The 7,403-nt window shown below is 44.8% G+C and carries 11 protein-coding genes and 2 pseudogenes; 7 read left to right on the plus strand and 6 right to left on the minus strand.

Going from position 1 to position 7,403, the window contains the following annotated elements:
• Positions 1 to 75 precede the first annotated feature (75 nt).
• The 3 genes and pseudogenes from V7L29_RS07145 to V7L29_RS07155 form a co-directional block, all read left to right on the plus strand.
• Positions 76 to 298: pseudogene (locus V7L29_RS07145) on the plus strand (IS4 family transposase); the annotation flags it as partial.
• A gap of 142 nt (positions 299 to 440) precedes the next feature.
• On the plus strand, positions 441 to 1,262 hold the full coding sequence (locus V7L29_RS07150) for a lysozyme (protein WP_334734984.1): 822 nt from the start codon (positions 441 to 443) through the stop codon (positions 1,260 to 1,262).
• 167 nt (positions 1,263 to 1,429) lie between these two features.
• Positions 1,430 to 1,576 (plus strand): hypothetical protein, encoded by a 147-nt coding sequence (locus V7L29_RS07155; RefSeq protein ID WP_334734985.1) that lies wholly within the window; start codon positions 1,430 to 1,432, stop codon positions 1,574 to 1,576.
• A 659-nt stretch (positions 1,577 to 2,235) separates the two neighbouring features.
• Here V7L29_RS07155 and V7L29_RS07160 read toward each other — a convergent pair.
• Both V7L29_RS07160 and V7L29_RS07165 read right to left on the minus strand, forming a co-directional pair.
• Positions 2,236 to 3,147 (minus strand): metallophosphoesterase family protein, encoded by a 912-nt coding sequence (locus V7L29_RS07160; RefSeq protein ID WP_334734986.1) that lies wholly within the window; start codon positions 3,145 to 3,147, stop codon positions 2,236 to 2,238.
• Between the two features lie 14 nt (positions 3,148 to 3,161).
• Positions 3,162 to 3,413: a cupredoxin domain-containing protein gene (locus V7L29_RS07165; RefSeq protein WP_334734987.1), complete on the minus strand. Its 252-nt coding sequence runs from the start codon at positions 3,411 to 3,413 to the stop codon at positions 3,162 to 3,164.
• On the opposite strand from V7L29_RS07165, the gene V7L29_RS07170 reads away from it, so the two are divergent.
• The 3 genes from V7L29_RS07170 to V7L29_RS07180 are packed head-to-tail and all read left to right on the plus strand — an operon-like array spanning position 3,401 to position 4,571.
• Entirely contained in the window at positions 3,401 to 3,553 is a 153-nt protein-coding gene (locus V7L29_RS07170; protein WP_334734988.1) for a hypothetical protein, read from the plus strand. The two genes, V7L29_RS07165 and V7L29_RS07170, sit on opposite strands and share 13 nt — an antisense overlap.
• A 4-nt stretch (positions 3,554 to 3,557) precedes the next feature.
• Entirely contained in the window at positions 3,558 to 3,827 is a 270-nt protein-coding gene (locus V7L29_RS07175; RefSeq protein ID WP_334734989.1) for a sigma-70 family RNA polymerase sigma factor, read from the plus strand.
• 3 nt (positions 3,828 to 3,830) lie between these two features.
• Positions 3,831 to 4,571, plus strand: coding sequence for an anti-sigma factor (locus V7L29_RS07180; RefSeq protein WP_334734990.1), 741 nt, complete (start codon positions 3,831 to 3,833; stop codon positions 4,569 to 4,571).
• A gap of 117 nt (positions 4,572 to 4,688) precedes the next feature.
• On the opposite strand, the gene V7L29_RS07185 is transcribed toward V7L29_RS07180, so the two are convergent.
• On the minus strand, positions 4,689 to 4,868 hold the full coding sequence (locus V7L29_RS07185; RefSeq protein WP_334734995.1) for a hypothetical protein: 180 nt from the start codon (positions 4,866 to 4,868) through the stop codon (positions 4,689 to 4,691).
• Here V7L29_RS07185 and V7L29_RS07190 point away from each other — a divergent pair.
• Positions 4,786 to 4,962, plus strand: a pseudogene (locus tag V7L29_RS07190) (IS630 family transposase); the annotation flags it as partial. The gene V7L29_RS07185 and the pseudogene V7L29_RS07190 overlap by 83 nt on opposite strands.
• Positions 4,963 to 5,028: 66 nt before the next feature.
• Here the strand turns inward: V7L29_RS07190 and V7L29_RS07195 are convergent.
• From V7L29_RS07195 to V7L29_RS07205, 3 genes are all read right to left on the minus strand, one after another.
• Positions 5,029 to 5,430 carry a DUF1622 domain-containing protein gene (locus tag V7L29_RS07195; RefSeq protein WP_334734991.1) on the minus strand — a complete coding sequence of 134 codons (402 nt, stop codon included), beginning with the start codon at positions 5,428 to 5,430 and terminating at the stop codon, positions 5,029 to 5,031.
• Positions 5,431 to 5,442: 12 nt separating this feature from the next.
• A complete protein-coding gene (locus V7L29_RS07200; protein ID WP_334734992.1) occupies positions 5,443 to 6,261 on the minus strand; it encodes an MIP/aquaporin family protein in 819 nt (272 codons plus the stop codon).
• Between the two features lie 130 nt (positions 6,262 to 6,391).
• On the minus strand, positions 6,392 to 7,403 hold a 1,012-nt coding region (locus tag V7L29_RS07205), incomplete at its 5' end, for a catalase family protein (RefSeq protein ID WP_334734993.1).

The following is a 7,403-nucleotide window of genomic DNA, read 5'->3' on the forward strand; positions in this document are numbered from 1 at the left end:
AGTTATTGTTTTCTCAAAGGACAACTCAGAAACTACGATTTAGCCCATGCCCGACATCCTGATGTTTATTAAGCCACTCTGCTCCATAAAGAATTTGCACAGGCTCTTAATATAGTAATTTTGGTCAAAACCAATCTTGAAACTCATACTCGTAGCCATGTAATTTTATTTTCCAGCGACCTAGATTTGAAGGTTGATCAAATCATCGATTATTACAAACTTCACTTTAAAATCGAGTTTAACTTCCGTGATCCCAAGTATTTTGGGGGTTGGAAGTTTTATGAATCTGAACCAAACTATCTACCTTGAGGAGTTAACAATGGTAAAAAAACATCCATATCGGGAATTTTTAAAGCAAGAGTGCTAAGTGGGGAAACTACTGATGGGGAAGCAATATTTTTATGTAATTATAGCTAGAAACTTTAGAGAAATTTAAAACTATGGCTAAGAAACAAGACTATAGTCAATACCTTAAACAGATATTCTGTGGATTGATTGACCGACTCAACTTGTCAGACTTGCGAAAAGACTTTCTGAAGCTGGAACAAGAGCGCGATGACGAAAAACCAGCACTTCTGGCAGCCCAAGTGGACTCAGATAAGCAACCTGATTTAAGTGCTGCTGGTAATTCATCGCAAGAGGACGAAGAAGACCGTAACAGTACCAGCCTAAACGCTAATTCAGTACAGTATCTCAGTGCTAACGAGATTCTGGTTAAGATTAAGAGCAATCCTACAAGCAGGAACGGTACAGCAGCAAACCAGCTCACCAAAACTAAACAAGTCTCCACAAGTCTACCTATGTATGGAGTTGAGCTAATTAAAAAGTTTGAAGGTTGCTATCTTAATGCATACCCCGACCCAAAAAGTGGAGGGATACCAATCACAATTGGCTGGGGTTCGACCAGGAAACGTGACGGTAGTCCGTGGTGCATGGGAGAGAGTATTTCCCAACAACAAGCTGATGAGCTGTTGATTTATCAGTTGGAAACAAGTTACTTACCCGATTTAATGAAAATACCTTGCTGGAGTGAACTCAACCCTCACCAACAAGGCGCCTTACTCAGCTTTGGCTACAACTTGGGGAGTAAATTTTACGGTCTCTCTAATTTTGAGTCAATGACTAGAGTCTTAAAGAATCGTGATTGGGCTAATATCCGCGAAACTTTCATCAAGTATCGCAATCCTGGATCAAATGTTGAGCAAGGACTTAGGAGACGAAGAGAAGCTGAAGCTGAACTATTTCTGAAACCCTATGCTTAATGGTTTAGCATTTAAAGTTTGAGGAATTAAGTTAGCAAAAACAGTAGAGAGTCACAATCAATCTGCTTCAGTAGACAGAAAATGAAGGCACTCACCGCAGGATACAATTATGATTCGTAACAGCAAAAAGTATTCGATCAACACAGTTACAAGTAAATATCACTAAAATGGCTAATATTGTATCTATTGAAGAAAAATATACAGAACTATGGCAAGCCTGCAAGGTGCAATCAAATCTCTTGCCAGAGTTAGAAAAAATTGCTGATAAGCTGTATTATGATCGCGGCTTTTACGAGAAAATCGAGTGGTACTAAGCTGTTGAACATTTAATGTCAAGTAGGCAGGACAATCATTAAATCAGACCTACGCTACCAAACTAACCATAGTTTCACCTTCACTAGTACCATTATTGACGGCAAAGACCTCCTAGCACAGTTCCCTGCAAGTTGATGTCCTGACGACTCGAACCATCTCTTGCGATCGCTCTCTGAAGCAATACAGTTCAGTTAAGGCTAAAACTCTTTGCCAAAGTCAATTTTTTTAACGAACCGCCAAGGACGCAAAGGACGCAAAGAGAAGAAAGAAATGCTTAACCCAAGCGTATTGCTCTCTGAAGGCGGCTGGTATTACCATCGATTCGGAGCATTACCGCAAAGTTGCTAACGCCAAAGATATTGATTTGAAGTTAGTTTTAAGAAACGTAGTTATCAACGTTTCTTACTTTTAGACTGAAAACTAGTTTTAGAGAGTATTTCCAGAGCCTCAACGGCGCAACAACTCTGCGACGAAGTGGCTCAAGAGATTCCTTAACGTACAGTTTTCCCAAATTGGCACGGTGATGCTTTAGCTAGCTTCTAGAAAGTTCTTGTACTCGCTTTCTTGAGTTCTTCGGTTATATCCAAAAGCACCCTTGATGCGATCGCCTACGGCGGGCGCTTACGCCATCGCACCAGACAATAGTTGAACTATATTTCTACAAGAGAGCATGTTGGTCAACTCTAGTATCTTTAAGGGAAATTACCTCAACTGTACGGAATCCGAGCACTGCCAAGAGATTATTTTCGCTTAACTTGACTGGAGCAGGTTGATCACCGTGACCTGGAGCGGGAAGGGGATAGGCAGTCGCCGCAGCGGTGTGGAAGCGAATATTGCCTTCGCTGTGCTCAATCACTTGATGGATATGCCCCGTTAACACTGTGACCGATGCAAAACGAGATAGCAGTGAGAGCAACAAAGCCGAATTGGCAGTTGCCCATCCCCATTTGGGATAAAGATCATATAGGGGAATATGGCTAAAAACAACTAGAGGTGTATCCTTTTTCTGCGCTGCCAAATCTTTGGAGAGCAAGTCCAATTGTGCCTGACCTAGTTTACCCGTACCAGTTGCCCCAAAGTCCAGCACATTGGTCAAGGAGACAAAGTGGATTCCCGCCTGATCCCAAACCTGTAAGCCTTCTTTGACATCCTTGCGGTTAAAGGCTTCCTCGTAGGCTTTGCCGCGATCGCCAATCGTATCGTGTTCCCCTGGTAGGGTAAACAGTGGGACTTTCAATTGAGAAAGTAGTTGTTTAGCCTGATCAAATTCTTCTGGTTTAGACAAATGGGAGATATCTCCCGTGTGAATGACAAAGGCGGGTGGAGTGGGTAAGGCATTGATCGCATTGATCGTTTTCTGAAGTGTATCGGTCACGTGTTCATTTGCAGGTTTTTTGAAACCGATGTGCGTATCGCTAATTTGAACGAAGGAAAACGGTAAAGCCGTGGATGATTTTTGAGTATTTGGTTCTCCTACCTGACAAGCAGTTAATAAGCCATTTCCACCAACAGCCCATACAATGCCGAGTCCTGTCCAGCCTACGTGTTCAAGAAATTTTCTGCGTTCCATTGGTATTCCTCTGGTTAGTTTTTCTTATTTGTTACTGTCAACGTCCCTTTCATAAAGGGATGAACTGAGCAAATATAGGGATAAGTACCCGGTTTAGTGGCGGTGTAGTTCCAGGTTTGATTGGTATCCAGGGCTTTAGAGTTGAAACTACCATCCGTAGCCGTAGCCGTGTGGGGTTCTTCATCGACATTGATAAATTGAACAGTTTTACCAACAGCGATCGCCAGCTGGCTCAAATTTGAAATTACGAATTTTGACCGTAGCATCGGTAGCTTGGTGGCTAGTTTGGGGTTGCTCTTTCATCACCATTGGTTGGCTAGTCATTGTCTTAGGATTCGGACTACAGGATGACAACGACAACAGGATGACCAGAAAGGCACTGGCGATCGCGCAGTCGCACCCTTAATTTGGTGCAACGTTGGGGGCAGAGCGTCACTGCTGCACCAGGAGCACATACTCCAGTTGAGCAGGCTATTTTCAATGAGCGATCGCAGCAAGTACAGCAGGCATTGACCCAGCTTAGTGATCAGCAACGACAGGTGATTGAACTTGCGTATGATGCCGGACTGAGCCAATCAGAAATTGCCCAACAACTGCATAAACCCCTGGGAAGCGTGAAAAGCTTGACTCGCCAAGGACTGCTGAAACTGAAGCAACTTTTACAACACTCCATTGACTAAGGTATGACTGAACCCCTTACTCCTCAAGCAATCGAAACCTTGGCAGCAGGCTATGTCGTGGGCGACCTTGATCGCGCTGAAGCAGAAGTTTTCGAGCAACTGTTGGCAGAAAATCCAGCATTAGTAGCAGAAGTGAAGCGGCTTCAGGCAACCTTAGACCAGGTTGTTTATAGCTTAAACAGCGTTGAACCGCCTCATAATCTCCAAGGAGCTATCCTGGCTGCCGCTACCACTACTTTCCAACCCTCAGGGCACAAACCGAAACCGTCTCGGCTCCTCTGGTACACGATTATGGGTAGTGTCGCAGCACTCCTGATTCTGTATTTAGGAGTAGATAACTATCGCTTGCGACAGGATTACCGCATGGCTCAAAACATCAATACCCTACTGCAACAGTCCCAGACGCAACTTTTCTCTCTCAAGGCTGTGAATGCGTCGGATACTACTACGGGTAGCTTTGTTGTGAATCTAGGACAACGGCAAGGAATTCTAGCCGTGCAAAATCTGGTGGCTCCACCCACAGGTAAGGTCTATCGACTTTGGGCGATCGCTGATGGCGAAAAAATTCCCTGTGGCACTGTGAAAATTAATCCTCAGGGAAAAGTGTTAGATAAATTCTGGATGCCTGCCGACTTTTATGACACAGGTATCTCTGGATTATTCATGACGTTGGAATCATCTGAAACTAGCCGTTATCCCACTGGAACTATCGTGATGCAGAGTAACTTATCTACCCAGATCTAACCTCAGCAACTCATGAGCTATCCCGGATGCGGTCTTGGCAGCACGCCGTGGTATGCAATGGGGAATTCTTAATTCATTGATGTCCCCGATCCCCCGCCTAAAATTCCTCCCGCAGCACTACGCTCTCTTGACCATTTCTCTTTCCTTGGGTAGAGGATTAGTAATTGGATGTTTCAGACGAGCGATCGCTTTTCCTGGAAGCATCCCAATTTGTGAAGACGAACACCGCTTGGGACTCAAGCCAATTCTGCGATGAGTATATGTACCTGAGGGAGAAACACCAATCGCCAATGTCAATTGGAGATTTCAAGGTTTATGGCTGTATGCGTTTATACATCCCAAAAGCGGAGAAACTTATTGGTGGATTCTGCCATACGTCAATTCAAAACTTTTATGGTGCATTCCTCTAATTTATTTCAGTTTTTCACTGAGTTTTGCCGTCAAGAGGGTAGGCTGTTTATCGTAATTCTCGTACTTCTCTTTGTAAAAAAAAGTTGAGGAAGGTACGGATTCCAGTAATCGCTGCAAGTTTTGCCACTGCATCCCATGAGGGGGAAATAGCTGTGCCGACGATATCGGCAGCTAATAGAAATTCCAGCGCTAAGGCTAACACCACTCCTAGTTCTAAACGGATTGTTTCTTGGAGAACCCGATCGCGTCTCCAGAGACGAAAGATTTTTCTGAGTGTGAGAATGAGTGCGATTGCAACTGTTAAAACTGCAATGCCTTCCAGAAAAACTTTCAAAAACATCGCGAATTCTTGCAATAGTCCTTCTGCCAAAAGCGTGACCCCAGAGGTGTGTTCTGCACTAGAGGCAGAATCTAAGGCAATGGCTATCCAAGCACTATAAACTGACATACCCATCTAGGCTCATTTGTTCGAGTAAGGGTGATGCTGGAAATCAGGCAGTTTGACATTTTTGAAAATACTGGGGTAATTAAAAGCGTGATAGAGTTTTCCAGTCAGAACATCCCGTTCGCCCAACGTGATCAGCCGAAACGCCCCCACAGCGATCGCAGCACCCATTGGCGGAGCAATCCAATAAATCCACTGGTGATGCCAATTTCCACTCACCAGTGCAGGAGCGAAACTCCGCGCCGGATTAAGACTTGTTCCCGAAATTGGAGCTTCTTGCCACACCATCCCGGCAATTAAAAGCCAAAGGATCAAAGGTGTCCAGCGCATCAACCGATGATGACTGATAAAAATAAAAATCGTCAACACTAAGAGAAATGTAATCGTGACTTCTGATAAAAATACCATCCACAGCGGATAATTTAACCCAGGCAGCGTCATGCCGTTACTAACGCTTCTAGCATAATCTCCCCACAGGATCACAAGCAGTAACACAGCAGCGATCGCTCCGAGAAACTGTCCAATCACAAAGCCAACAAAATCTCGGAGGTGCATTTTGCCGTGTATCCAAAATGCAAGTGAGACAGAAGGATTAATGTGAGAGCCACTCAGTTTCCCGATCGGAGAAACGGCTACAATCGCTCCACTCCCAGCAAAAATTAGTCCCGTAATCAGTCGCCGAATGCTTGAATCAGGCACAAGCTGTTCTATTGGCAAACCGTGCCCAAAGTTAAAGACGATCGCACTCAAGCCGATGAAAATATTGAAAGCGGCTCCCAGGAATTCCGCAAAGTATTCGCGCCAATGCCACTGATTCGGAACGCTATGATGCATAGGTTATGATTATTGTCAAGGGTCTTGCGTTAACGCCAAGCAATTAGCTAGAAAGAGCAATCGTTAGTGTTCTAGATATTGTGAAACACTACTTCCACCAATTGTTGGCGGAAGTAGTTGGCAAGCAAGATTATTCAGGATCGTCTAAAACTGAACTATATGCTTGCGGCTCTTCGACGCGGTGGTGTATGTTACTCCGTCGAGCCTTTACTATCTCTTGATAAACTTTTTTGCGAGCTAAATTGACACTACCCAAGGGTGCGTGTTCTGGGAGGGTATGCCAAGCCATGAACGATAGGCCCTCATCCAGTCGCTTCCGCTCCTCGAAGTCAAATTTCTGAGCTGGAACTGTGATGGTTGCAAACTTGATAAACGGTGAGTCCTTCTCTTGCCACTCCTGCATTGGATCTTCAATTGGAGTTTTCTCATCGTTGACATAGAGCTGCACCAAGAAGTCAAAGGTTGCATCTCTGCCCTCTTGTGACAGATATTTGACGACTGCCTCACGCAGGTAAGTTTCGGAAGTGGGGGTTGAAGCGGGAGTATCTTGCTGATGAGGTTTTACAGAAAACTTGATGGACACAGAGCCAAGTTTATAGGGAGTGGTACTCCAATATTGGATCAGCAGCGGATTTGCAACTTGTTTGCTCGTAACCGCTTTGAGGACTTCAAACGTGGGTTCTAGCGATCGCAGCTCTTCTTCATTTGCTTGACCAACGCTTGCTTTCGTCAGGTTGGCAAACCCTTGGGCATCGTGGACAAAGAAGACCGGATGATTAATCATCAAAAAGTCTTGAGTTTCCTGCTCATCATCCAGCACTTTTTCACCCTCTACCTGTAAGAGTTTGATCGCGAGTGCCCGAACATCGGGATCAAGATCCGACTTGAGCTTACCGCGCTTCTCTACTGAGGAAGCATTGGAGAGCCTCATCCAAAGCGGGTAGGTTTTGGACTGGGCAAATATACCCACCTTCAACGATTCAGGAATATTTTCCTCAACTTTGAACTCTCCCCAAACCAAGCCGTGACTTTTAGGATGGTCTTTTCGCAGGTCTGGACCCTTCTGGGCTTGAACGTTAAGATCAATGTCCACGATGGTATCAGTAGCTGCTTCTTGAGCAGCAGTGTCCAAGATGGTACTG

The sequence above is a fragment of the Nostoc sp. genome (genome assembly GCF_036916575.1).
In the GTDB taxonomy this organism is placed as follows: Bacteria; Cyanobacteriota; Cyanobacteriia; order Cyanobacteriales; family Nostocaceae; genus Nostoc.